The sequence below is a fragment of the Hymenobacter cellulosivorans genome, from assembly GCF_022919135.1.
In the GTDB taxonomy this organism is placed as follows: domain Bacteria; phylum Bacteroidota; class Bacteroidia; order Cytophagales; family Hymenobacteraceae; genus Hymenobacter; species Hymenobacter cellulosivorans.
In genome coordinates this window covers 875,578-896,907 of sequence record NZ_CP095049.1, presented here as the reverse complement: position 1 = coordinate 896,907, position 21,330 = coordinate 875,578, and the positions used below count along the sequence as shown (strand labels likewise).

23 protein-coding genes are annotated in these 21,330 nt (G+C 61.5%); 6 read left to right on the top strand and 17 right to left on the bottom strand.

Translation table 11 applies throughout. The annotated features are described in order from the left end of the window. Positions 1-212: 212 nt before the first annotated feature. The 4 genes from MUN80_RS03940 to fdhD form a co-directional block, all read right to left on the bottom strand. Positions 213-554, bottom strand: coding sequence for an META domain-containing protein (locus MUN80_RS03940; protein WP_244719907.1), 342 nt, complete (start codon positions 552-554; stop codon positions 213-215). A gap of 109 nt (positions 555-663) precedes the next feature. After that, positions 664-3,222, bottom strand: coding sequence for an FdhF/YdeP family oxidoreductase (locus MUN80_RS03935; protein ID WP_244719904.1), 2,559 nt, complete (start codon positions 3,220-3,222; stop codon positions 664-666). Between the two features lie 42 nt (positions 3,223-3,264). Beyond that, positions 3,265-3,588: a DUF7009 family protein gene (locus MUN80_RS03930; RefSeq protein ID WP_244719901.1), complete on the bottom strand. Its 324-nt coding sequence runs from the start codon at positions 3,586-3,588 to the stop codon at positions 3,265-3,267. 267 nt (positions 3,589-3,855) lie between these two features. Further along, positions 3,856-4,734, bottom strand: coding sequence for a formate dehydrogenase accessory sulfurtransferase FdhD (gene fdhD, locus MUN80_RS03925; protein WP_244719899.1), 879 nt, complete (start codon positions 4,732-4,734; stop codon positions 3,856-3,858). Between the two features lie 175 nt (positions 4,735-4,909). On the opposite strand from fdhD, the gene moeB reads away from it, so the two are divergent. Together moeB and MUN80_RS03915 are read left to right on the top strand one after the other, a co-directional pair. After that, positions 4,910-6,013: a molybdopterin-synthase adenylyltransferase MoeB gene (gene moeB / locus MUN80_RS03920; RefSeq protein ID WP_244719897.1), complete on the top strand. Its 1,104-nt coding sequence runs from the start codon at positions 4,910-4,912 to the stop codon at positions 6,011-6,013. A gap of 105 nt (positions 6,014-6,118) precedes the next feature. Further along, entirely contained in the window at positions 6,119-7,300 is a 1,182-nt protein-coding gene (locus MUN80_RS03915; protein WP_244719895.1) for a putative sulfate/molybdate transporter, read from the top strand. A 353-nt stretch (positions 7,301-7,653) separates the two neighbouring features. Here MUN80_RS03915 and MUN80_RS03910 read toward each other — a convergent pair whose 3' ends face one another. From MUN80_RS03910 to moaA, 5 genes are all read right to left on the bottom strand, one after another. Continuing rightward, positions 7,654-8,352: a ClpP family protease gene (locus MUN80_RS03910; protein ID WP_262922033.1), complete on the bottom strand. Its 699-nt coding sequence runs from the start codon at positions 8,350-8,352 to the stop codon at positions 7,654-7,656. A gap of 90 nt (positions 8,353-8,442) precedes the next feature. Continuing rightward, positions 8,443-8,733, bottom strand: coding sequence for a hypothetical protein (locus MUN80_RS03905; protein ID WP_244719893.1), 291 nt, complete (start codon positions 8,731-8,733; stop codon positions 8,443-8,445). Positions 8,734-8,745: 12 nt separating this feature from the next. Further along, entirely contained in the window at positions 8,746-9,309 is a 564-nt protein-coding gene (locus MUN80_RS03900) for an RNA polymerase sigma factor (protein WP_244719891.1), read from the bottom strand. Positions 9,310-9,424: 115 nt separating this feature from the next. Further along, positions 9,425-10,225, bottom strand: coding sequence for an alpha/beta hydrolase (locus MUN80_RS03895; protein WP_244719889.1), 801 nt, complete (start codon positions 10,223-10,225; stop codon positions 9,425-9,427). 251 nt (positions 10,226-10,476) lie between these two features. Next, positions 10,477-11,484 carry a GTP 3',8-cyclase MoaA gene (gene moaA / locus MUN80_RS03890; RefSeq protein ID WP_244719887.1) on the bottom strand — a complete coding sequence of 336 codons (1,008 nt, stop codon included), beginning with the start codon at positions 11,482-11,484 and terminating at the stop codon, positions 10,477-10,479. Positions 11,485-11,614: 130 nt separating this feature from the next. Between moaA and moaD the strand changes: the two genes are divergently transcribed. The 3 genes from moaD (at position 11,615) to MUN80_RS03875 (ending at position 12,927) form a co-directional block, all read left to right on the top strand. Then, on the top strand, positions 11,615-11,857 hold the full coding sequence (gene moaD, locus MUN80_RS03885) for a molybdopterin converting factor subunit 1 (protein WP_244719885.1): 243 nt from the start codon (positions 11,615-11,617) through the stop codon (positions 11,855-11,857). A gap of 158 nt (positions 11,858-12,015) precedes the next feature. Beyond that, on the top strand, positions 12,016-12,432 hold the full coding sequence (locus MUN80_RS03880; RefSeq protein WP_244719882.1) for a molybdenum cofactor biosynthesis protein MoaE: 417 nt from the start codon (positions 12,016-12,018) through the stop codon (positions 12,430-12,432). 3 nt (positions 12,433-12,435) lie between these two features. Next, positions 12,436-12,927 carry a DUF1905 domain-containing protein gene (locus tag MUN80_RS03875; protein WP_244719879.1) on the top strand — a complete coding sequence of 164 codons (492 nt, stop codon included), beginning with the start codon at positions 12,436-12,438 and terminating at the stop codon, positions 12,925-12,927. Here MUN80_RS03875 and MUN80_RS03870 read toward each other — a convergent pair. After that, positions 12,924-14,105, bottom strand: coding sequence for an NTP transferase domain-containing protein (locus tag MUN80_RS03870; protein ID WP_244719876.1), 1,182 nt, complete (start codon positions 14,103-14,105; stop codon positions 12,924-12,926). The two genes, MUN80_RS03875 and MUN80_RS03870, sit on opposite strands and share 4 nt — an antisense overlap. Continuing rightward, positions 14,095-14,586 carry a cyclic pyranopterin monophosphate synthase MoaC gene (gene moaC / locus MUN80_RS03865; protein WP_244719873.1) on the bottom strand — a complete coding sequence of 164 codons (492 nt, stop codon included), beginning with the start codon at positions 14,584-14,586 and terminating at the stop codon, positions 14,095-14,097. Before moaC ends, MUN80_RS03870 begins: the two co-directional genes overlap by 11 nt. Before the next feature lie 213 nt (positions 14,587-14,799). Between moaC and MUN80_RS03860 the strand changes: the two genes are divergently transcribed. Beyond that, positions 14,800-16,011 (top strand): molybdopterin molybdotransferase MoeA, encoded by a 1,212-nt coding sequence (locus MUN80_RS03860; RefSeq protein WP_244719870.1) that lies wholly within the window; start codon positions 14,800-14,802, stop codon positions 16,009-16,011. Positions 16,012-16,264: 253 nt separating this feature from the next. Here MUN80_RS03860 and MUN80_RS03855 read toward each other — a convergent pair whose 3' ends face one another. The 6 genes from MUN80_RS03855 to MUN80_RS03830 form a co-directional block, all read right to left on the bottom strand. Next, on the bottom strand, positions 16,265-16,720 hold the full coding sequence (locus tag MUN80_RS03855) for a putative signal transducing protein (RefSeq protein WP_244719867.1): 456 nt from the start codon (positions 16,718-16,720) through the stop codon (positions 16,265-16,267). Between the two features lie 114 nt (positions 16,721-16,834). Beyond that, on the bottom strand, positions 16,835-16,975 hold the full coding sequence (locus MUN80_RS03850) for an MFS transporter small subunit (RefSeq protein WP_244719864.1): 141 nt from the start codon (positions 16,973-16,975) through the stop codon (positions 16,835-16,837). A gap of 33 nt (positions 16,976-17,008) precedes the next feature. Continuing rightward, entirely contained in the window at positions 17,009-18,409 is a 1,401-nt protein-coding gene (locus MUN80_RS03845) for an L-lactate MFS transporter (RefSeq protein ID WP_244719861.1), read from the bottom strand. A 133-nt stretch (positions 18,410-18,542) separates the two neighbouring features. Next, positions 18,543-20,060, bottom strand: coding sequence for an N-acetylmuramoyl-L-alanine amidase (locus MUN80_RS03840; RefSeq protein WP_244719859.1), 1,518 nt, complete (start codon positions 20,058-20,060; stop codon positions 18,543-18,545). A gap of 57 nt (positions 20,061-20,117) precedes the next feature. Then, positions 20,118-20,651 (bottom strand): hypothetical protein, encoded by a 534-nt coding sequence (locus MUN80_RS03835; RefSeq protein ID WP_244719856.1) that lies wholly within the window; start codon positions 20,649-20,651, stop codon positions 20,118-20,120. A gap of 53 nt (positions 20,652-20,704) precedes the next feature. Next, positions 20,705-21,286: an energy transducer TonB gene (locus MUN80_RS03830; RefSeq protein ID WP_244719853.1), complete on the bottom strand. Its 582-nt coding sequence runs from the start codon at positions 21,284-21,286 to the stop codon at positions 20,705-20,707. Positions 21,287-21,330 lie beyond the last annotated feature (44 nt).

The following is a 21,330-nucleotide window of genomic DNA, read 5'->3' as shown; positions in this document are numbered from 1 at the left end:
AATTGAAATGGGAAAAGGATACGGCAACCGGGTTTTTCCCGACGACCATTCCGTTCTGCTCACCCCAAATCCCACGTGAAAATGCCGGACCAGCAGCGCCGGTAACCCCAGGTTCCGGGCTGAACAGTACCTGAATTCAGACGCAGAAGCTTCGGTCCGGGTTGCCGAAAAGGCGTGGTTTAGCTGTTTCCTATACTATATAGCCGCTAAGCCTAAATCTGTTCGAGCCGGAAGCCGGTAGCCATTTTTTCCACCCGGTACAGGAGGTTGGCGCACTTCACGTAATGAATCTGCTCGGTCAGGGCGATGGTGAACTGCGCTGGCCGAACATCCCGGCGATACAGCGGCAGTACTTTTTTATAGGTTACAAACAGCGTGTCGCCTACCTGCTGTTGGCGCGTGATTCGGGTTTGAGGCGCCGAGTCCAAGGAAGATAGAACCACCTGTCCGTCTTGCAGCTGCACCAGGATGGCGGGGTCCGGCGTACCGGGTGCCACTTTGGAGGACAGACAGCCCGACAGCAGCACCGCCAGCAAGGGTAGGGATTTTCTCATGCAACAGAAATGGAGAGGAAAGCGGACGGCCAAATAAGCCGGAATTCAGGACTAAGCAAAAAGCCCGGCCGTAGAAACGACCGGGCTTTTTGCTTAGTATTCAGCAGCCTTAAGCCGGTACGGCCACTTGCTGCTCCGTCGGAATCTGAGTGCCCACGGGTAGTTCCACCGGCGCCACGGTCACAATCACGAACTTGGACGTGGGCGTATTACTCTTGTAGGCCACCGAGCCGATGGGCACCAGCACGTTGCCTTCGGGGAAGTACACGGCGCAGTTGCCTTTGGGAATGTCGTAGGGAATGGCAATAAACTTCTCGGCGTGGCGCTGCTGGCCCTCGAAGTGGCTGGTAATGTTGACCAAACCCTTCTCCCGAATGCCCCGCTCGGCCATGTCCGCGGGGTGAAGGAAGATGACGCGCCGCTCGCCGTGCACGCCGCGGTACCGGTCGTTGTAGTCGTAGACGGTGGTGTTGAACTGGTCGTGGCTGCGGATGGTCATCAGCACGAGCTGGCCGGGTTCGAGCACGTGCTTTTCCAGGGGCGTGCTGGTGAAGTTGGCCTTGGCGTTGTCGGTGGTAAAGTTCCGCTCCCGAGGCCCGTTGGGCAAGTAGAACCCGCCGGGGTGACGCACTTTCTGATTAAAGTCCTCGAAGCCGGGAATGGTGCGGGCCACGTACTCCCGAATCAGGTCGTAGTTTTCAGTGCAGCCCACCCAGTCGACGGTGCTTTTCTCGCCCAGGGTGGCCAGGGCAATGCCGCATACAATGGCTACTTCGCTCAGCATCTGGTCGGAAATGGGCGTCAATACACCCTTGCTCATACTGACCACGCCCATCGAGTTTTCGCAGGTCATGAACTGCTGCCCCGACTTCTGCATGTCGATGTCGATGCGGGTTTTGCAGGGCAGCAGCAGGGCCATTTCCCCGTTCACCAAGTGGCTGCGGTTGAGCTTGGGCGTCACATGCACCGAGAGGCGGAGCTTGCGCATGCCTTCAGCCACAAACTCGGTGTCGGAGCAGGCCGAGAGCATGTTGCCGCCCATGGCCATGAATACCTTCACCCGGCCGTCGTGCAGGGCCTTCACGGCTTCCACCACGTCGAAGCCGTACTCCCGCGGCGACTTAAAGCTGAATTCTTGGTCCAACGCGTCGAGGAAGGTGTCGGTGGGCCGCTCCCAGATGCCCATGGTCCGGTCGCCCTGCACGTTGGAGTGGCCCCGCACCGGGCACAGCCCCGCGCCGGGAATGCCCACGGCGCCTTTCAGGAAGTGCATGTTCACGATTTCCTGAATCGTGTACACGCCGTTTTTCTGCTGCGTGAGGCCCATGGCCCAGCAGGTGATAATCTTTTTGTGGCGGGCCACCAAGTTAGCCGCCTCCTGAATCTGGGCCCGGGTAATGCCGCTGGCATCCTCAATATCGGCCCAGCTGGTGTTGTTCAGCGTCTCGACCAGCTCGGGGTAGCCGGTGGTATATTCCTGGACAAAGCCCTGGTCGAGCACCTGACCGGGGTTTAGCTGCTCGGCTTCCAGCAGGCACTTCATGATACCGCGCATTACCAGCTGGTCGGAGTTGATGCGGACCTGCAGGTAGATGTCGGTGATGGGCGTCCCGTCGCCGAGCAGCACGCCCAGGGCCTTGAGCGGGTTCATGAAGTCCTGGGGGTTCTTGAAATGCAGCAGGCCGGCCTCGTGCAAGGGGTTGATGCTGATAATCTTGGCCCCGTTCTTCTTGGCCTTTTGCAGGGCCGTGAGCATGCGCGGGTGGTTGGTGCCCGGGTTCTGGCCAATAATCAGAATGACCTCGGCCTCATACATGTCGTTGAGCGTGACCGAGCCTTTGCCCAGGCCGGTGGTGTTGCTCAAAGCCGCCCCGCTGCTTTCGTGGCACAGGTTAGAGCAGTCGGGCAGGTTGTTGGTACCAAACTGCCGCACGAAAAGCTGGTACAGATAGGCCGGCTCGTTGGGCACCTTGCCCGAAGTATAAAAAATGGCCTCGTGCGGCGACTTCAGCGCGTTCAGCTCTTGGCCCACCAGCTCAAAGGCCTCGGGCCAGGAAATGGGTGTGTAGTGCGTGGCGCCCGGCCGCAGCACCATCGGGTGGGTCAGGCGGCCAGCATTGTTCAGGTCCCGGTCCGTCATGTGAGAGAGGTCCACCAGGCTGTGCTTGGCAAAGAAGTCCGGCCCCACCGGGTCCGACTGCGCATCGGAAGTCGTGGCCTTAGCGCCGTTTTCGCAGAACTCGGCCACGGAGCGGTGGTCGTCGGGGTCGGGCCAGGCGCAGGAGGAGCAGTCGAAGCCATCCTTCTGGTTCATCTTCAGCAGGGCGTGGGTGCCGCGCACGGGCCCTTCGTAGTCGACGGCAAAAGCCCCCGACTTGAGCACGGCCGTAATTCCGGCCGCTACCTTGGCCGGCTTGGTTAGCTTCAGGCCGGTAAATTCCTCGGGCGGCTGAGCCAGAATCGGAAATTTGTGCTTGGCTCCGAGCGTGTCGGGGGCTTCCATGATTCGGTCGTCCAGGGTTTCGCGCTCGGGCGAGGTGCTCCAGTTGTCGCTGGTAGGCGCGCTGCCCTGCTCGGGCCGCTCACCGCTTTTGGGCACGTTGGCTTCAGCACCTTGCTGCTGGGTTTTGCCGGCTTGGTTAGGATCGTAGGCGGGGGACTTATCCATGACGCGAAATAGACTAGTAATAATGGTGGTAGCCTGGCGGGGCTAGTGACGGCAGTCCAGGTCTTTCTCAATCAGGATTTTCAGGGGTTGGTCTTCGGCCATCATCAGCGTGGCGGAAAGGCCGTTCTGGTCGGAGCTGGTCCAGTGGTTGGCCAGCGCGGCGGGCACCTTCACGGTAATGGCACCCGCGCCGTGGGTGATGCGGAACTCCTCATTTTCGGCCCGTTCCAGGGCGTAAGTCAGGCTGTCGGCGGCGGTGGGGCCCAGGGCCAAGGCCACCGCGACGCGGCCGGTTTCGGCAAATTGCTGTACTTCAGATTCGGATAAGCGCAGGCGCAGCGAATTGTCTTCGAGACGGAGTTTCATGAATGGGAAGTAAGTCGGAAGTAGAATAGTTACGCAGCTTCCGCAGTTCGGGTAGAGACCCAAACCACCTTTTTCGCTACTTTATTTTGCCAAGCGCCACCGTAAAAAACCGCACGGTTGAGGTTCTGAGCCAGTTTCTGAGTTACGGATGGCTTGGTTTTGGGCAGGGGCCAGTAGTCAGGCCCAGGGCCTTGCGCTAGCACGTTCCCACTTGTGAGAGGCAACCCAAAATCGTAGCCCGATGCCGTCCGCTGGCTTCGGCTGAATTCATACCCGGCTAGGCTGATTGGGGCGGAGCCGCCACTCGCCGCAGTACACGTTGTAGCGGCCCTGGCGCACGAAGCCGCAGAGCGTCATGCCGAAGTCTTTGGCGGCCTGCACGGCCAACGAGCTGGGCGCGCCCACGGCGGCCAGCACCGGAATACCAGCCACGGCGGCCTTTTGCACCAATTCAAACGAGGCCCGGCCACTGACCAGCAGCACCGAGTCGTGCAGGGGCAGCCACTCCTGCAGCAGGGCCGCCCCGATGACCTTGTCCAGGGCGTTGTGCCGGCCCACATCTTCGCGCAGCAGCCGCAGCTCGCCCTGGGCCGAAAACAGGGCCGCCGCGTGCAGGCCCCCGGTTTGCTCAAACAGGGCCTGGGCGGCCCGCTGCCGGGCCGGTAATTCGTGAAGTACGGCGGGGTCGAGGTAGGGCCCGTTGGTGGGCAGCACCGGGCAGGCGGAGGCATGTACCGCGTCGATGCTGGTTTTGCCACACACCCCGCAGCTGGAAGAGGTGTAGAAGTGCCGCTCCAGCCGGGGCATAGCCACGTCGACATCTTCGGCCAGCTCGGCCCGCACCACGTTTTCCTTCTCTTCCTCCTTGGTCACGTCGGGGCAGTAGCGGATGCCGGCCAGCTGCTCCCGGCCGTGAATGATGCCTTCGGTGAGTAGAAAGCCGGCGGCCAATTCCATGTCGTGGCCGGGGGTGCGCATCGTAATGGCCAGGGTGCGGTGCTCCCGTTGCCCACTGGGCCCGAAGCCCAGGCGGATTTCCAGCGGCTCCTCGGCGGCAACCACGTCGGAGGCCTCAGTCAGCTCCGCACCCGATACTTTGTGCACCGTAAGATAATCGTAGCTGGTCGGAGGCAGGAAGTTTTCCACGGAAGAAGTAGCAAGTAGGAGTTGAGAAGAGGGCAAGCCTATCTTCCTGATACGGAAGCAGCGGAAAAGATTAACTTTTGAGAGAAGCAGTAAGTTTAAACCCAAACCCGGAAGCAAGGATTGTGGCCGCCTTGCGCTTCTTACTTCCTTCTTGTCACTTCTTACCTGAAAAAGCGTGCTTACTCCCGACGAACGTCACCGCTACCAACGCCACCTGCAGCTGCCCGAAATCGGGGAGGCGGGGCAGGAAAAGCTTAAAGCCGCCCGGGTGCTGGTGGTGGGCGCCGGCGGCCTGGGCTGCCCGATTCTGCAGTATCTGGCCGCCGCCGGCGTAGGCACCTTGGGCATTGCCGATGGCGACCAAGTGGAAATGAGCAACCTGCAGCGCCAGGTGCTGTTCGGTCCTGCCGACCTGGGCCAGCCTAAGGCCGAAGCCGCAGCCCGGGCTGTGCAGCGCATCAACCCGCTGGTACAGTGCGAAGTAATGGCCCGCCGCGTGGATGTGGCCTCCGTGCGCGAGCTGGTGGCGCAGTACGACGTGGTGGTGGATGGGTCCGACAACTTCCCCACCCGTTACCTGCTCAACGACGCCTGCGTGAGCCTGGGTAAGCCCCTGGTGTCGGGGGCCATCTACAAGTTTGAGGGCCAGGTATCGGTGTTTAATTACCAGGGCGGGCCCACGTACCGCTGCCTGTTTCCCCAGCCGCCTTCCGCCGCCGAAGCGCCCAACTGCTCAGTTATCGGGGTGCTGGGCGTGCTGCCGGGGCTGGTGGGCTGCGCCCAGGCCACCGAAACGCTGAAAGTAATCCTGGACCTGGGCGAAATCCTGACGGGCCGGCTTTGGCTTTTCGACGCCCTCTCGTTCCAGACCCGCACCCTGCGCTTTGCCCGCCAGCCCGAGCGCGCTGCCATCAACCTCGATTCGGCCGACCCCGCCGATTACGCCGAGCTGTGCCAGGCGCCCGTCACGACTATCACGCCCGCCGAGCTGGCCCAACAGCTCGACTCGGAAGTACCGCCGTTCTTGCTGGATGTGCGTGAGTTACAGGAATACGCCGAGGGCCATCTGCCCGGCGCCGCCCTGATTCCGCTGGGTAGCCTGAGCCAGCGCGCTGCCGAGCTGCCCCGCCACCACCCCATTGTGGTGTACTGCCGCAGTGGCCGCCGCAGTGCCCAGGCCATTGCCCAGCTTCAGCAGGAGTTCGGCTTCGACAACCTGACCAACATGACCGGCGGCATGCTGGCCTGGCAGGAAGTAGCGGCAGCCTCTGAAAAGTAGGCCGTAGTCAACTACACCTGTCTGCTGAAAGACCGTCCTGTCGATTACCGGCTGCCAGGACAGTCAACGAGTATTTTTTAACCGCCTTAGCACCTGCGCTTTATTTTGCCTTCTCACCAGCCAACCATCCTTACTCCCCAAGCCCCGGCACCCCGCCGCATCCGCTTCGACCGGAACGAGCTGGCCGGAGCTTTCGGCGACCTGGGCACCGATTTGCCTTTGCTCATCGGGGTCATTGCGGCCTCGGGAGTGGATAGCGCCGGGTTGCTTATCGTGTTTGGGTTGCTGCAGATGTTTTCGGGTATCTGGTACGGTATGCCCATGCCGGTGCAGCCGCTTAAGGCGTTTGCGGCCCTGGTTATTGCCCAGAAAATTCCCGGTCGCATCATCTTTGGCGGCGGCTTGGCCATCGGCGTCAGCATGCTCATCTTGTCGGTTACGGGCCTCATTGATGCCCTGGCCCGCCTTATTCCCAAGCCCGTGGTGCGCGGTATTCAGTTTGGACTGGCCTTGCAGCTCTCCACATTGGCCCTAAAGGAATACGTGCCCGCCGATGGCCCTGCCGGCTACGCCTTGGCCGCCGCGGCCTTCGCCGTGACAGTACTGCTGCTCGGCAACCGCCGCTGGCCGGCTTCATTGGTGGTGATTACGCTGGGCATCGTTTACGCCCTGGTCTTCAAGCTCGACTTCGCCACGGCCCAGCAGGCCCTGGGCCTGCACCTGCCCACCTGGCACGTGCCCCAGCGCGCCGATATTCTCACCGGGGCCGTGCTGCTGGCCTTGCCCCAGATACCGTTGTCCCTCGGCAACTCCATCCTGGCCACCCGCCAGGTTATTCACGACCATTACCCGGAAAAGCAGGTGACAGTGCGCCAGATCAGCTTTACTTACGGGTTGATGAACCTGGTAGCACCCTTCTTCGGCGGCTTTCCGGTTTGCCACGGCTCGGGTGGCATGGTGGGGCACTACGCCTTCGGGGCCCGCACCGGGGGCTCGGTTATTCTCTACGGCGGCCTGTTTCTGGTGCTGGGGCTGTTTTTCAGCCAGGGTTTTGCCGACATCGTTCAGATTTTTCCCCTCCCGATTCTGGGCGTGCTGCTGCTCTTCGAAGCCCTGACCCTGGCCACCCTGCTCCGCGACCTGGCCACCGCGAAATCCGACCTGATGGTGGCCTTGCTGGTGGGGGTGCTCTGCAGCGGCCTGCCCTACGGCTACCTCGTGGGCCTGGTGGTGGGCACGACCGTGTACCACGCCATGCGCCGCGGCTGGGTGGGGCTGGGCAAGTAGGAACCTTATGGACACAACCGCGCTAACCCAGTTCTGGCAAGTAACTCATATCGAAGCTGGCCCACAGCACTTTCCAGGTTACTGGCATATGGAGGAGAATATGGTGTTTGACTTCCGTTTCGCAAATGAGCCACCACAAGACGCCAGTTCTCCCGGTAGATGGACCCGCTACCATAACCAAATCAGGCACCCCGGGAATGCGGAATCCTTACACTTGGTCATTCAGAGCCTCACAACTCAATGCCTAATTCTGGAGCTTCACTTGTTAGTCTCGGGTCAAGTAATGCACATAGTCACGCTGACTTTGGCTCCGCAAAATGATCTGACATGAGCGGTGCTTAGTAGGTCGGAACCTAAGAATCTTTCCTTTCCAGTACTTCGTCAATCAACCCGTACTCCCGGGCTTCGTCGGCGCGCATCCAGTAGTCCCGGTCCGAGTCGTCGTGGATTTGCTGGTAGGTTTTGCCGCTACGCTCGGCATAGATGCTGTAGAGCTCCTGCCGCAGCTTGACTACTTCCCGGGCCGTAATTTCGATGTCGGCCGAGGGACCCTGCACCCCACCCGAGGGCTGGTGAATCATGACTCGGGCGTGGGGCAGCGCCGAGCGTTTGCCGATGGCCCCGCCGGTCAGCAGAAAGGCTCCCATGGAGGCAGCCAGGCCGGTACAGATGGTGGCTACGTCGGGATTCACGTACTGCATCGTGTCGAAAATGCCCAGGCCAGCGTACACTGAGCCCCCTGGCGAGTTGATGTAGAGCAGAATGTCCTTCTTGGCATCCACCGACTCCAGAAACAGCAGTTGGGCGTTGATGATGTTGGCAATGTTGTCGTCGACGGCCTGGCCCAGAAAGATAATCCGGTCCATAATCAGGCGGGAAAACACGTCGATTTCGGCAAAGCGCGTGGGCCGCTCCTCAATGACGGCGCGCGTCATGCCCGTGACCTGGGGGTAAAAACGGCCTTCCAGCTGGTGCTGATACCGGTCGAGGCTGGTGCTGGTAAGGCCCTGGCCCTGAACGGCAAACTTTCGGAATTCCTGGGAGTATAGCATGGCAAACGAAGGAAAAAAAATGGACGTGAGAAGCCCGGCTGCCTTGTTTCGCAGGGCAGCGCAGGAAGTGAAATCAGCAAAAAGGAAGGGTTAGGGGCGGGGCCGCTGCAGCAGGCGACGCAGGTGGGCAGTGGCGTTTTGGAACCAGCCGCGCCGCCGGGTTTGCCGCTCGAAGCGGCTGTGAATCAGCTCCAGCTCCTGGCGCAGCTGTTGCCGCCCCGCTTGGTGCAAGGCGCGGTAGAGTTGCTGCTGAGCATCGGTATCGGCAGCAAGTGCAGGGTCGGTGAGCTGCTGCAGTTGCCACTGCGCTGCTTCGGCGGGCGTGGGGCGGCCCAGCAAGTGGTGCTCAATAAGCTGCAAACGGTCAAGGGCGGGGCGCATGGCGGCAGGGGCTTAGCTGTGGACTAGGGCATGCTGCACCACGGCCCGCACCGACTTGCGCAGGCGCTCCAGGCACTTAAACTTCTGCACCGTGGCCGAGCGGATGCTGCCGTAGTGGAGCGAGCCGGCAATTTGCTCCAGGGGCTGCTGAAAGTAGTAAAACGCCAACAGCAGGCTTTTGCACCGCTCCCCGAGCTGCTCCACGTAGTCGAGCACCGCCAGCGACTCCCGACTGTCTGGGCCCGGCGCGGCTTCCTCGGCAACCTCCTGGGTGTGTTCCTCGCTCAGGCTGGTAGCGGGCAGCTGCTGGCGCCGGCTCAGCTCCCGTCGCCACAGGTTGCGGCTGATGCCCAGCAGATAGGTACTCACCGAGGAAGTCAGCACGAAGCTCTCGGCCACGGCCTTCTCGTAGAACACGACCAGAGCGTCCTGAAACACATCCTTGGCATCCGGGGCCGAGCCGCCGTGTTGTTGCACGTAACGGCGCACCAGCGGGAAAGTACGCTGGTAAATACTCGTCAGGGTCTGTTCCCGATTGGTGAGCAGCGCCTGCCGCAGGGTTGCCAAAGTATCCATAGAAGTGAAAGCCTGACCAGTGAATAAAGGAGCGCCGTTCTGGTAGTTAATCTGCTTTTCCGGCAACTATCACCCTAAGGACCCGAAAAATTTTTCCCAGCCGCACGGAGTCAGCCTACAAGCCGCTCAGAATTCGGCGGATACCGGCTTGGTACTCAGGGTTGCTGGTCATGCCGTTGTGGCCCGCCCCAGCCAGGGTTATAAACTGGTCCTGGGGCTTAAGCAACGCCTTGAGCTGCAGCGTGGTTTGGTAGTCAATCACCTCGTCGTGCTCCCCGTGGAAGATAACGATGGGGCACTTTACCTTGGGCAGCACGGCGTCAGTGCCCAGCGGGTAGCGCACGATAAAGCCCGGCACGAAGGGATAATGCTGGCGCGCCGTGGCCCGCATACTGAAGTAGGGTGCCTGCAAAATCAGCAACCGGGGATTGTGCTGGGCCGCCAGCCAGGCCGCCGCCCCCGTACCCAGCGAATAGCCCAGAATGACGGTGCGCTCCTCCGCAAACTCGGGAAGTAGCTGTTGATAGGCTGTTTGCACGTCGCTCAGAAACTGCTCCTGACTGCTGATGGTGCCCGCACTTTTGCCATAGCCGCGGTAGTCGAGCATAAACACGCTGTAACCCAGTTGGGTGTAGAGCGAGGCCGCGTCGCCCCAGCTGTCGAGGGCGCCGGCGTTGCCGTGGAGGTAGAAAACCAGGCCCCGGGCCGAGGCGGCCGGAAATAGCAGACCATGCAGGCGGGTGCCATCGGCGGCGGTTATCCACCGCTCCTGGGCAGGCTGGGCAAAGGAAAAGCGGTAGTCTTGGGGCAGCTTGGTCGGGAAAAACAGCAGCTTCTCCTGCTTGAAATACAGCACCACCAGCACGGCCATATAGAGCAGCGCCACAAACCCAACGATTCCGAACAAGACCTTCATAGCGAGCTAAGGATACGAAGTTTCACCCGATTCCGCTGTGGTTAAGCTGCCATTCTTAGCCTGTCAATGTGAAGCGTAGCCGTGGCCATCCGTTCTGTGAAATGGGCGGAGCTCTCTAATGTGAAAAGCCCTTTACTCCAGCTGGAATAAAGGGCTTTCTGGGTAGAGGCTGTGACTACCTGCGCCGAGGACGAGTTGCTTCGGCCTTCAGGCTCGCAAGGACCCATTCCCCACATTTCTCACATTCACCGCTATCCACCAATCGTGCTCATCGACTCGAAGCTGAGCTGATGGACGGGACGTTGGCGCTCGGCTTCGAAGCCGTTGGCGGCGCGGTGGCGGAAGGCTTGGGCCAGGGCAGCGGTTACGTCGGCGTCGGGGGCACCAGCACGCAGCAGGGCCCGCACGTCGAGTACGCCCTGGTCGTAGAGGCAGGTTTTGAGGCCGCCTTCGGCCGTAAGACGCAGGCGGTTACAAGTGCCGCAGAAGGTGCGGGAGTAGGCCGCAATAATGCCCAGCCGGCCCTGGTGGCCGGTGGCCGTGTAGTGCGAGGCCGTGTCGCCGGGCTTGGTGGCAATAGGGGTGAGCAGACCCAGATGCTGCTCCAGGTGCTCCCGAATGCGCAGGTGGTTCCACGGAATCTGGATGGCGCCGTGGCTGCCGCCGTTGAAGGGCATCTCCTCGATAAAGCGTACGTCGACGGGCAGGTCGCGGGTCAGTTCGGCCAGGGGCACGAGGTCCTCAATATTCTGCCCATCCATGACTACGGCGTTGATTTTGACCTTGATGCCAGCCGCCAGCAGGGCGTAAAACGTGTCGAGTACCCGGGGCAGCTCGTCGCGGCGGGTGATGCGGGCGAAGCGGGCCCGGTCGAGCGTGTCCAGGCTCAGATTGACGGTGCGAATACCCAGGCGGGCCAGCTCCGGAATGTGGGGCGCGGTCAGCACGCCGTTGGTTGTCAGGCTGATATCGTCAATACCTGGAATTTCACTTAGGCGGCCGATGAAGGGCACTAAGTCGCGGCGCACGAAGGGCTCCCCACCAGTGAGGCGGACTTTGCGCACGCCCAGGCCGGCCAGCAGAGCCACTACCCGTTCCATTTCCTCGTAGGTCAGCAACTCCTGCTTGGGCAAATACTGGATGCCTTCTTCGGGCATGCAGTAAAAGCAACGCAAATTGCAGCGGTCCGTGACGGCCAGGCGCAGGTATTCCAGCGGCCGGCCGTGGTTATCGAATAAAACAGGAGAAACAACGGACATAGACCAGCGAGAATACAACTAACTACTCAACGCAGACCGCGCTGAAAGAGATTCAGAACAAAAAACCGGAAACAGGCTTTTCTGTTCCGCCGCCGGCCGCGTATACTGCCTCCGGAGTACAGACAAACAAATGAAACTGAAAATTGCGCTTTTTGGCATTGCCAAAGAAATAGTGGGCAGCTCTTCGCTCGACCTCGACACGCCCGCCGGGCAGTCAGTAACCGGGCTGATGCAGCAGCTACAAACCCAGTATCCGGCCCTGCAGAAGCTGAGTAGCCTTGCCGTGGCCGTGAATAGCGAGTATGCCACCGACGACTACCAGCTCCAGGAGCGCGACGAAATAGCCCTGATTCCGCCCGTAAGTGGGGGCTAGAAACTGGGTGACAGAACCAAACACCATTGTCAGCCTGAGCCCGGCAAAAGACCTTATCAAGCCAGAATAAGTCGTAGTAACGCCTATCGTTCAATTGGCATAAGCTCCTTCACCGGGCCCGGGCCGGCAGCCGAAAAACGACTGAGAAGAATAACTGCATGCACATCCATCTTACTGACCAGCCTATTGACGTGGCCGCCGTGCTGGCGTCCGTGCAGGACGACGGGGCCGGGGCCGTAAATACCTTTATCGGCACGGTCCGCAACCAGAGCACCGGCCGCCGTGTGGTCCGCCTCGACTACGAAGCCTACGACGCCATGGCCATCCGGCAGATGGAGCACGTAGCCGCGCAGGCCCTGGAAAAGTGGCCTATGCTGCGCCAGGTAGCCGTGACGCACCGCAAAGGCCGCCTCGACATCGGCGACGTGGCCGTGGTGGTGGCCGTGTCTACGCCCCACCGCGCCGATTCCTTTGCCGCCTGCCAGTACATCATCGACACCATCAAGCAGGTGGTGCCCATCTGGAAAAAGGAGGAGTACGAAGACGGCTCCGTTTGGGTAGCGGCCCACCCCTAGCCTATGGAAGCATCGGCACCGTTTTCAGCCCGCATCGAACTGATTGGGGTTAACCCGTACGTGCTGGTGCCCGAGCCGCTGCAGCAGGCGCTGTTTGCCGCGGCAGGCAAAAGCAAGGGGCCAATTCCGGTGCAGCTCACTATTGACGGGCACGCGTTTCCCCAAACCCTGGTAAAATACGCCGGGCAGTGGCGGCTCTACCTGAACGGCCCTATGCAGCAGGCCGCCGGCAAGCAGGTCGGCGACACGGCCACCTTCACCCTGCGTTACGACCCGGAGTCGCGGGAACTGGCCGTGCACCCGCGGCTAAGCCAGGTCCTGGCCGAAAATGAGGAGGCCGCGGCGGTGTTCACCAGCCTGCCCGCCTCCCGGCGCCTGGAAATCGTGCGCTACATTTCTTTTCTGAAAAGTGAGGAAAGCGTGGAGCGGAACGTGCACCGAGCCATCCGCTTCCTGCTGGGACAGGAGCGGTTCATAGGCCGCGACAAGCCCTAACGCAGTTCCTGCCGGGCCGCGGCAGCTTCGTCGGGCGTATTCACGTTGCGTAGTTCCTGCGGATTCGGAGCAGTCAACAGCTCGATGTCGGAGTTGATCAGGGCCTTGCGGGGGCAGGAGTAGCCCAGGCCCAGAAACCGCAGCAGCGTGCCGTAGCCGCGGGGTTCCCAAATAGTAATCAGCGGCTCGGGAAACTCGTTTTCGGGGCTCTGGAAGGCCGTGGCTATTTTGGCCCCGTTGCGACGCTGCACTAAATGCTGCAAGCTGGCCTCCGACAAAAAGGGTAGGTCGCAGGCCACCACCAGCCAGGCCGCGTTGGGGTCGAGCTGGAAGGCCGAGAGAATGCCGCCCATCGGGCCCAGGTCCAGAAACCGGTCGGGCAGGGGCAGCAGGCCGGCCGGCAGCTCGGCTATTTGGTCGGGGCGGCAGGACACGTGGACGTCGGTGCAGACCGTGGCTAGCAGCCGGGCGGCGTATTCGCGCTGCTCCAGCCCGTGGTAGTTTAGGCGGCCCTTGTCGGTTTGCATCCGCTGGCTTTGGCCCCCGGCCAGCACCAGGCCCCGCAGCGGCGGCAAACTGCGCTGCCACCAGCTGCTGATGAAGTCGGCAATGGCTTCGGTATCAGCCAAGGCCAGCATTGGAATATCTTGGCCGGCAAAATGGGTTTGCAGGACCGCGGGCAGTTCAGTTACGCCGTCGGGCCGCAGAATCAGCTGCACGTCGGTGAGCCGGTCGAGCTTTTTGTCCAGGGGCTTGGCCGGGTCCAGGATGATGATCTGCTGCTTGGCCCGGAAGTGGTTGCCATTGACCAGCACCAGGCTTTGGTGGAATAGCAGCTCTTTCTGGGCAAAGCCGTCCAGCTCCCGCCGTTGGTCCACGCGGCGGAAGAGAATCTTGTCGGTCAGCTCGGCGCTGGCCCCGGCTTGCAGTATCGGGCTGGCGCCACCTGTGCCGCCGCTGTCGGCCTCGTCGCCGGCGGCGTGGTCGGCATCCACGTAGCCCACGCTCAGCTGCGGGGCCAAATGGGGCAGCAGACGGGTTACCAATTCCTTGATTTTGCCGCAGGGTGCGCCCAGGATGGCTAATTCCTGCCGGCCGAACTCGCCCACCGCGGGCCGGGTGAGGGCCGCGTGCTTGGTGCGGGGCTTGGGCGCGCCGGGGGTGGGGTTAGTCGACATGATGAAAGTCGCTTTTGCCGCCGGTTTTGTCCAGCAGGCGGGTTTCTTGAATCACAATATCGTGGGAAAGAGCCTTGCACATGTCGTACACGGTCAGGGCCGCCACCGAAGCGCCGGTCAGGGCTTCCATTTCGACTCCGGTCTTGCCCGTTACGGTAGCCGTGCAAATGATGTGGATGGCCTCCTCGCTAACCACTTCAATCTGCACCTGGCAGTCGTCGAGGCCGAGCGGGTGGCAGAGCGGAATCAGGTCGGCGGTTTTCTTGGCAGCCATAATGCCGGCCAGAATAGCCGTCTGGAACACCGGACCCTTGCGGGTGGGCAAGTCGCCCTGTTGCACCAAGCTCAGGATTTCGCGGCCCAACAGCACCCGGCTGCGGGCCCGGGCCACGCGGCGGGTTGGGATTTTGGCGCCCACGTCGACCATGGCGGGCTGGCCGGCGGCGTTGAGGTGGGTCAGGGAGCGGGAAGAATCGGACATGACAAAGGAAAAGGAACTGCTTACAAAGCCGAAGCACGGGCAAAAGTTGGAACAAACTGCGCAACTAGCCGCCGGAATTCTGGATAGACGCATATTTGCCCCGCTGCGTTGGCAGGCCAAGCCACGACAAGTAAACCAAAACGCCTAGTCCGCGTCTTTACCCCATACTTGAGCCGGAGCCCGGTTGGCGCGGCCTTTACTTTTCCCTGCCCGATGATTTCTGTCGAAGAAGCTACCCGCCGCGTGCTGGCCACGGCCCGGCCCCTGCCCACCGAAACCATCCCCCTGACCCAGGCCGTGGGCCGCGTATTGCAGCAGCCCCTGCACGCCGACCGCGACTTTCCGCCTTTCCACCGCGTGGCCATGGATGGTATTGCCCTGGCGTTTGAGGCCGTCGCCGCGGGCCAGACTACCTTTCCCATTAGTGCCACCCAACTGGCTGGTATGCCGCCCCAGCCGCTGAGTAACACCCAAACGGCCGTCGAAATTATGACTGGCGCCGCCCTGCCACCCGGCACCGATACGGTGGTGCGCTACGAGGATTTGCAGTTTCATGAAGTGAACGGACAGCGGGTGGCGGCCTTGCAGGTGGCACCGCCCCAGGTCGGCCACAACGTGCATCATCAGGCCTCCGACCGGGAAGCTGGCGACTTGCTGCTACCCAGCGGGGTGAAACTGAGCCCGGCCGAAATTGCGGTGGCGGCTACCATCGGGGCCCACGAGTTGCAAGTGGCGCGGCGGTTGCGGGTGGCCGTGGTCAGTACCGGCGACGAGCTGGTAGAGCTGACCCAAACGCCTTTGCCCCACCAGATTCGGCGCTCTAATGCCTACATGGTGCAGGCCGCCCTGCAGGAAGCCGGAGCCGAGAGTGAGGCGTTTCACTTCAACGACGACCAAAACGCGTTGCGCCAGGAGTTGCCGCTGCTGCTGGATTCCTTCGATGCCTTGGTGTTGAGTGGGGGCGTGTCCAAAGGCCAAGCCGACTTTCTGCCAGCCATGCTGCAGGAGCTGGGCGTCACTCAGCTTTTCCACGAAGTACAGCAGCGGCCGGGCAAGCCGTTCTGGTTTGGCGAAAAAGCCGGGGGAGCGGTGGTGTTTGCCTTGCCCGGCAACCCAGTTTCCACCTTCGTCAATTTCTACCAGTACGTGCGGCCCTGGCTGCACCGTTGCCAGCAGCCCCATTACAAACAGCCCCGACCTACCGCCCTGCTGGCCACCGACTTCACCTTCATGCCCCGTATTACCTACTTCCTGCCCGTGCGCCTGGAAATAGCGCCCTACGGCCATCTGCTGGCCCATCCCCAGAAAATCGGCGGCTCCGGCGACCTGGCTTCCCTGCTGCACTGCGACGGTTTCCTGCGCCTGCCTGCTGAATCTACCGAGTTCAAAGCCGGCGACGCTTTTCCCCTGGTGCGGTTTCGGTAAGTGGTGAATTAGTGAGATAGTGATTGAGTGAGTTGTCATTGCGAGCAAAGCGAAGCAATCCTTCCTCTGCGGAGGCAGTCACGTCCTTTTACTAGAAAGCCCTTTATCGGTGATTCGATAAAGGGCTTTTTACTTTAGAATGCTCGGCACATTTCAGAGGCCAGCTTGACGCCGCTTAATGCGCGGAACTCTGTGCCTCTTCGCAAGGACAAGAAAACAGCGTCAGCGCAATAAGAACGAAAAACTCACTCATTCACTCAATCACCGCTTCCGAGCGTTTGAACTCGTGGCGGCAGTGGAAGCAGTGGTAGCGTTTGCCACGCAAGGGGTAGCCCAGCAGCACGGAAAGCATGAGCATGGGAAAGCTGTAGGTGTTGCGGGTGGCGGGGCCGAAGGCGACGTCGGTGGAGTCACACTTGGGGCAGTGCACGATGTCGGGCTGGGGCTCGTCGTCGGCGCGCGTGACGGTCATCGGCACGGTTTCGTAGCGCAGAATCTCGACGGCGGCGGCCACGTCCTGCTCCCGCACGTGCAGGCGCACCCCGCCCGACGCCGGCCCGTAGAGGCGGTTGAGCGACACCAAATTTTCGTTGGTCAGAAAGCAGGGAATCTGCTCGGCTTCCAGGCGGCTTTTGGCCAAGTGGGCCGTGATGGGGTCGGCGAAGGACTCAAGCACCACAATGCGGTCCTCGGCGGGCTGGGAGGTCATGAGAAAAGGCTACAAGTCAGAGAGTAAGTAACAAACAAAAGAGCATTCGGCGGCGGGCCGAATGCTCTTTTTATTTGCTGGCCGCCCAAAGACTTCAGGCAGCGCAACCATAGATTATTTAAACAGGGCCAGCGCCTTGATAAAGGTTTGCGACACGCCCCAGGCCAGCGGAATGCCCACGTAGAGCCAGGCCAGGACCACCGAACCGCCGAGCGCGGGTTTTTCGGCAGCTTGAGAGGTTGTTTTGGTTTCCATACTGAAAAGAATTAGCAGTTGACAGAGAGGGAGTTAGTGGCCGCCGGCCTCGGGCGTCACGTCGCCTTTTTCGTAGTATTGGTCCTTCACGGCCGTCACAGCCAGGTTGGCCAGCAAACCCAGCACCAACACACCGGCCATGGTGTAAAAAACGTTCTGGTAAGCTGCCGCACCGGTCAGGCCCTTGGCTTTGGCGCCCTCATGCAGGTTGTGCACAATGAGCGGGCCCAGCACACCAGCCGTGCTCCAGGCCGTGAGCAGGCGGCCGTGAATGGCGCCTACCTGATACTTGCCAAATAAATCGGACAGGTAGGCCGGAATGGTCGCAAAGCCGCCGCCGTACATGCTGATAATCACGCAGGCTACCACCACAAACAACGTCAGCTGCAGGCTGCGGCCCAGGCTGGGAATCAGGGCATAGAGGGCAATGCCCAGGCCGAAGTAAATGGCGTAGGTGACTTTGCGACCCAGCTTGTCGGAAGCCGACGACCAGAAAAAGCGGCCCAGCAGATTGAACAAGCTCAGCAAGCCCACGAAGCCAGCTGCTGCCGCTGCCGTTACGCCCCGGCCCTGGCCCATAGCCGAGTCGGAGAAGGTTTCCTGGATCAGAGGTGAGGCCGTTTCGAGCACGCCGATACCAGCCGTAACGTTGGCCAGCAGCACCACCCACAGCAGCCAGAACTGCGGGGTTTTAATGGCGTTATCGGCCGAGACGTTGCCGGTCGTAATCAGGGCGCTGTGCTCGGTGCTGGGCACGTAGCCGGCGGGCTTCCAGTCGTCAGCCGGTACCCGGATGGTCCAGACGCCGAACTGCATGAAGACCAAGTAGATCAGGCCCATCACGATAAACGTGGGTGCCACGCCCATCGGGGCCGAATCCTTAAAGTGGGCCATCAGGTTGTTGGCCAGCGGGGAGCCAATCATGGCCCCGCCACCGAAGCCCATGATGGCCATGCCGGTAGCTACACCCTTGCGGTCCGGAAACCACTTGATGAGGGTGCTAACCGGCGAAATGTAGCCAATGCCCAGCCCGATGCCGCCCACCACGCCGTAGCCGAAGTACAGCAGCCAGATGTTGTGCAGATGCACGCCCAAAGAGCCTAGCAGAAAACCGCCACCGAAGCACAATGAAGCGGCCAGCATGGCCTTGCGCGGACCGACACGCTCTAGCCACTTGCCGAAAATAGCCGCCGAGAGGCCCAGCAGCACAATGGCAATGGAAAACGTCCAGCCAATCTGGCCCGGGGTCCAGTCCTCGGCGGCGGGCTTGTCCACGTTGCCGCTGATAAGGGCACCCAGGGGTTTGTTGAACACGCTAAAGGCATAGGCCTGCCCGATGGCCAAGTGAATAGCCAGAGCAGCGGGCGGCACGAGCCAGCGGTTGTAGCCCGGCGGGGCAATGGTGCGGCTGCGGTCCAGAAAAGAATCGGCCATGAGGGTTGTGGTTGGGGTGTTGAGGGTAGAGAAGAGCAGCGGTCTGGTAGCTGTTTGGTTGCCTCCGATTTGAGTTGGAAGCCGAAACCAAAGCGGCCAGATTCTTATGGAAGCAGGAATATTCCGGTATTGTTTACGTACGGCTGGGCTCGTGCAGCAGCCAGCCCCTGGGGCCTTTGGCCTGGGTACTCTTCAGAAACTGCTCCACCCCGTCCTTGATGCGTTCAGCCAGCTGCTGCTGAAAGGCCGGGTCCTTGAGCCGCTTTTCGTCGTCGGGGTTCGATACGAAAGCCGTTTCAATCAGGGCGTTAGGGTATTCGGTGGGGCCGTTCAGGTTGAAGTTGAAGCTGCCCACGTTGCCGAAGCCCTTCAGGCCGGTTTTGAGTATCTCATTATAGATGGCCAGGGCCAGCGGCCGGTAGGCCACGTAGCGGTAATACGTGCTGGTACCCTGCACGGCGGTGCTGCCCGAAGAATTAACGTGAATGCTGAGCAGCAAATCAGGGTTGAGCTGGCGCATCCGCAGCACGCGGGAGCCGTTTTCCACCGACACATCGGCTTCCCGGGTCATCAGCACTTTGGCCCCGGCCTTTTCCAGCTCCTGACGCAGTTTCTGGGCAATGGCCAACGTCAGCACTTTCTCCTGGCTGCCGCTGGGCGACGTGGCGCCCACATTGCTGCCGCCGTGGCCGGCATCGAGGCCGATGGTCAGGCCCCGGAGCGTGAGCTTGGCCGGCGGCCGTTTCACCCGAATGCGCAGCGTAGTGCCACGGTACTCAATGCCATAGCCCCAGGCCTGGGCATGCTGCAAGGGAATTATCAGGCGGAATATGTCGGGCTCGGGCTGCTCGTAATGCACGTCGCCCAGCTCCCGGATGCCGGCGCGCTGGGTTATCCAGTTAGTGTTGGAAGTCGCCCCGAAGAGGTCCACCACCAGCCGCGTCGGGTTGGTCAGCAGCTGGGAGCGGTAGGGCAGGCGGGCGTCGAGTGGCACCTGCACGTAGTCGTAGAGCGAGTCGCCGTACACGCTGCAGGAGCCGGTGAGGGAGGTGGGCACGAAGCCGCCGGGTGGCAGCAGGCGCACCACGTCCTGGGGCACCCAGGCCTGCTGGTTTTCGGCCAGGCGTACCCGATACTGGTTGCCCACCATACCCGTCAGGTGCAGCACCACGGCCGAGTCGAGGTAGCCAAACTTGGCCCCACCGAGCCGGTCTTCGCCCAAGCCGTAGTTGAGGTAGGCCAGGGCTCCTTTGGTCAAGGCCAACTGGGGCGTATTCGGGTTCAGAAACCGCACCCGGGTTTTACTAAACGCCGTGGCAAGGGCCACCGTGTCGTTGCGCATGACCTGAAACAGGATGGGCCGGTTCTGCAGCGTGTCGCCGGGCTGCACTACATAGGTACCCTGGTACAGGCCGCGCTGCCCTTTGGTGAGCGAAGGGGCCAGTTCGGTCATGGGCTGGCCGTGCAGAAACGTCACCCGTTGGCCGGGCCGGCCCTTGAGCCGCACCTGCAGCCGGTCGCCGGGCCCCAGCCACTGGTTTACGGCGGGTACGGTTTCGGCGGTTTCAATCAGGGCCTGAGCCCGTACTGGTCCCATGTTGCCCAAAAGCAGCACGAGTAGCCAGAGGCGGCGGTAAAAAAAGCTAAGCATACGAAAACGCAAAAAAGCCCCGCTACAACGGGGCTTTTACAAGAAAATACGGGCGCGTTAGTCCTTAACGGCCTGACCAATGTCTTTTACGTCGCGGCCGGTTTCCAGAGCCGTAAACTCGGCCTGCAGGGCGCGGATGTGCAGCTCGTCGCGGCCCTTCACATCCAGGCGGATAGCCTTGAGTTGCTCATTGAGGCGCTTATAGATGCTGGTGGCGTAGTCCCAGTCGCGCTGGCTCCACTGGCGGCGCTGGGCCCGGGTTTGGCGCAGCAGTTGCACATAGGCCGGCTCGATGGTGGCGGGCGTCAGCTTTTCAACGTCGGCATAAGTCCCCAGCAGCTGTTGGGCAAACGTAGCCGTAGAGGCCGGGTCGAGCGGCTGCCGGTTGCGGATTCGCGCGGCCGAGTCGTAGCGGGCCGCCCGCCGACCCGCATTGCGGAGCTTGTCGGCGGTGCGGTCGGCCAGGGTATCCAGCTTGCGGGCTTCGTCGCGCACGATTTCCTGCCGTTCCCGCGGGGTAGTGTCGCAGGCGGCAAGCGTCATCAGGCCCAGCAGGGCCGCAGTCAGAGAAGGGAGGCTGAGTCGTGTCATGCACTGCTGTACGTAACCGGCGCGCCCAGGATTAGTGGCCGGCTACGGTCGAGCTACTGCGTGACGGGCTGCAGCTTGAACGTGAAGGGCATTTCGTACACCACCGGTACGGCCCGTCCGTCCTTGCGGGCCGGAATCCACTGATTCGGGATGGTACGGCACACGCGCAGAGCTTCCTCGTCGCAGCCGCCGCCCACGCTCATGAGCACCTTATGGCCCGAAGCCCGGCCCAGGGTGTCGATGGCAAAGGAAACCAGGACTTTACCCTGGAGCTTGCGGTCCTGCGCGACGGTCGGATACACCAGCTTGGTGGTGTAGGTCGACAAAACCGGGTCGCCCCCGATAAACATCGGCGGCTGGTCTACGCGGCTGCGGGTCCACTGTCCGGGCTGTAGCTCCACGTCGTAAGGAACGTCTTCGACAGGGCGGAAAAAAACCAGCTTATTGGCCGTGTGGTCATACTTCTGCACGATTACCTGCCGACCATCCCGGGTGTAGGCGTAGTATTCCCAGACGCCGACTTTATTACCTTTTTCAATCATTCCGCTCTCAAACTCAGATTTGCGGAGACGCTGGGACCAGCTAACCGTTGGCAACGCGCAAGCCAACAGTACGATGAGTACAGTTTTTTTCATAGACGGGTGGGAAACTGCTGTCAACGAACCAGCATCAGCTAACC

What these genes read in the sequence shown, in the direction of transcription:
- MUN80_RS03940 (WP_244719907.1), bottom strand. Translation starts at nt 554, where the DNA reads ATGAGAAAATCCCTACCCTTGCTGGCGGTGCTGCTGTCGGGCTGTCTG.
- MUN80_RS03935 (WP_244719904.1), bottom strand. Translation starts at nt 3,222, where the DNA reads ATGGATAAGTCCCCCGCCTACGATCCTAACCAAGCCGGCAAAACCCAG.
- MUN80_RS03930 (WP_244719901.1), bottom strand. Translation starts at nt 3,588, where the DNA reads ATGAAACTCCGTCTCGAAGACAATTCGCTGCGCCTGCGCTTATCCGAA.
- MUN80_RS03910 (WP_262922033.1), bottom strand. Translation starts at nt 8,352, where the DNA reads ATGCTATACTCCCAGGAATTCCGAAAGTTTGCCGTTCAGGGCCAGGGC.
- MUN80_RS03905 (WP_244719893.1), bottom strand. Translation starts at nt 8,733, where the DNA reads ATGCGCCCCGCCCTTGACCGTTTGCAGCTTATTGAGCACCACTTGCTG.
- MUN80_RS03900 (WP_244719891.1), bottom strand. Translation starts at nt 9,309, where the DNA reads ATGGATACTTTGGCAACCCTGCGGCAGGCGCTGCTCACCAATCGGGAA.
- MUN80_RS03895 (WP_244719889.1), bottom strand. Translation starts at nt 10,225, where the DNA reads ATGAAGGTCTTGTTCGGAATCGTTGGGTTTGTGGCGCTGCTCTATATG.
- moaA (WP_244719887.1), bottom strand. Translation starts at nt 11,484, where the DNA reads ATGTCCGTTGTTTCTCCTGTTTTATTCGATAACCACGGCCGGCCGCTG.
- moaD (WP_244719885.1), top strand. Translation starts at nt 11,615, where the DNA reads ATGAAACTGAAAATTGCGCTTTTTGGCATTGCCAAAGAAATAGTGGGC.
- MUN80_RS03880 (WP_244719882.1), top strand. Translation starts at nt 12,016, where the DNA reads ATGCACATCCATCTTACTGACCAGCCTATTGACGTGGCCGCCGTGCTG.
- MUN80_RS03875 (WP_244719879.1), top strand. Translation starts at nt 12,436, where the DNA reads ATGGAAGCATCGGCACCGTTTTCAGCCCGCATCGAACTGATTGGGGTT.
- MUN80_RS03870 (WP_244719876.1), bottom strand. Translation starts at nt 14,105, where the DNA reads ATGTCGACTAACCCCACCCCCGGCGCGCCCAAGCCCCGCACCAAGCAC.
- moaC (WP_244719873.1), bottom strand. Translation starts at nt 14,586, where the DNA reads ATGTCCGATTCTTCCCGCTCCCTGACCCACCTCAACGCCGCCGGCCAG.
- MUN80_RS03860 (WP_244719870.1), top strand. Translation starts at nt 14,800, where the DNA reads ATGATTTCTGTCGAAGAAGCTACCCGCCGCGTGCTGGCCACGGCCCGG.
- MUN80_RS03855 (WP_244719867.1), bottom strand. Translation starts at nt 16,720, where the DNA reads ATGACCTCCCAGCCCGCCGAGGACCGCATTGTGGTGCTTGAGTCCTTC.
- MUN80_RS03850 (WP_244719864.1), bottom strand. Translation starts at nt 16,975, where the DNA reads ATGGAAACCAAAACAACCTCTCAAGCTGCCGAAAAACCCGCGCTCGGC.
- MUN80_RS03845 (WP_244719861.1), bottom strand. Translation starts at nt 18,409, where the DNA reads ATGGCCGATTCTTTTCTGGACCGCAGCCGCACCATTGCCCCGCCGGGC.
- MUN80_RS03840 (WP_244719859.1), bottom strand. Translation starts at nt 20,060, where the DNA reads ATGCTTAGCTTTTTTTACCGCCGCCTCTGGCTACTCGTGCTGCTTTTG.
- MUN80_RS03835 (WP_244719856.1), bottom strand. Translation starts at nt 20,651, where the DNA reads ATGACACGACTCAGCCTCCCTTCTCTGACTGCGGCCCTGCTGGGCCTG.
- MUN80_RS03830 (WP_244719853.1), bottom strand. Translation starts at nt 21,286, where the DNA reads ATGAAAAAAACTGTACTCATCGTACTGTTGGCTTGCGCGTTGCCAACG.